The following is a 1,231-nucleotide window of genomic DNA, read 5'->3' as shown; positions in this document are numbered from 1 at the left end:
CACCATCGCCCCCAGCGGCGACGTGCTGGACGTGAAAATCAAGTCTAGCCAACTGGGTGACGACAAGCTTGAACGGCGAATCCTGTTGGTGGCCCGAAAAATGAACTTCGGCGCCATGAATGTGGAAACCTGGAAAGGCGATTACAAGCTGAACTTCTTCCCTAACTAAGACGCGGCACGCAACACGCCGCAGGCAACACGTAAAAAGGCGGAAATGGGCTGACACCCATTTCCGCCTTTTTACTATCATCGCCATGTAGGTCGCATTTACCCAAGGGCACAGAGAGCCTGAAAGGCGTAATCCGACATCCTGCACGCAAAGCAACGCAAACGGCTGATTGTCGGCTTACGGCTACGCCTAAGTCGACCTACATTATCAGCAAGCTGTTTCTGGGTATCACCCTTTTCAGATAACGATAACGCACACTATTGTGCCAGTCGCGCTAACGCTTCGCGCAAGGCATCAGGAATGGCGACGGGTCGCCCTGTTGCTCGATTCACGAACACGTGTACCACAAAACCGGTGGCCTTGGCCGGGCCTTCACTGCCGAACAGTGCCAATCCATAGCGCACAGAACTGTTTCCCAGCTTGTCCACCTTCATCCCCACCACCAATGATTCCGGATAGGCTGCCGCTTCCAGATAGTCACAACCGGAGCTGACCACATAGGCGATGTGTTCGCCTTCGTGGATATCCAGTCCGCCTTCGTCGACCAGGTAGCGGTTAATGGTGGAGTCAAAATAGCTGTAATAGACCACGTTGTTGATGTGGCCGTAGATATCATTATCGCTCCAGCGACTATCCACCGGGCAAAGGTAGCCGTATTCCTCACGCTGAGGACGGCTTGGTTTATCACTACTCATTCGTGTTATTTCCTGAAGTGCTGCATATCACCTGTTGCGTCTCTTGAATCAATATACTGCCTTGTAAATATTCAGGGCATCCGCCTCGGTCACTTCACGGGGGTTATTCACCAGCAGCCGTTGCTGGAGCATGGCATCCGAGGCCAGGGTTTCCAGGCTGTCTTCGGTGACCCCGGCATCGCGCAGGCGCACTGGCAGACCCACCTCACTGATCAGCGACTCCAGCGCCGCAACCAATACTCCCGCGCCATCGTCATGGTCAGCAAAGGGGCGGTCACTGAGAATGGGTGCCAGCTCGGCATAAAGCGGCGCCGCCTTGGGCAAATTGAAGCGCAGCACTTCCGGCAACACCAGAGAGTTACTCAGG

General features: G+C 54.8%; 2 protein-coding genes. Both read right to left on the bottom strand.

The genetic code is table 11. The annotated features are described in order from the left end of the window. Nucleotides 1-426 precede the first annotated feature (426 nt). A complete protein-coding gene (locus A3754_RS02185) occupies nucleotides 427-864 on the bottom strand; it encodes a thioesterase family protein (protein ID WP_063518735.1) in 438 nt (145 codons plus the stop codon). A 48-nt stretch (nucleotides 865-912) separates the two neighbouring features. Beyond that, a partial coding sequence (locus A3754_RS02180; RefSeq protein WP_156496697.1) for an iron-containing alcohol dehydrogenase occupies nucleotides 913-1,231 on the bottom strand: 319 nt, incomplete at its 5' end.

This window comes from Alcanivorax sp. HI0083, assembly GCF_001635175.1.
The sequence above is the reverse complement of the archived record's forward strand: the minus strand, read 5'-3'. Positions and strand labels throughout refer to the sequence as shown.

Coding starts and splice junctions, on each gene's coding strand:
- A3754_RS02185 (WP_063518735.1), bottom strand. CDS start 864: ATGAGTAGTGATAAACCAAGCCGTCCTCAGCGTGAGGAATACGGCTAC.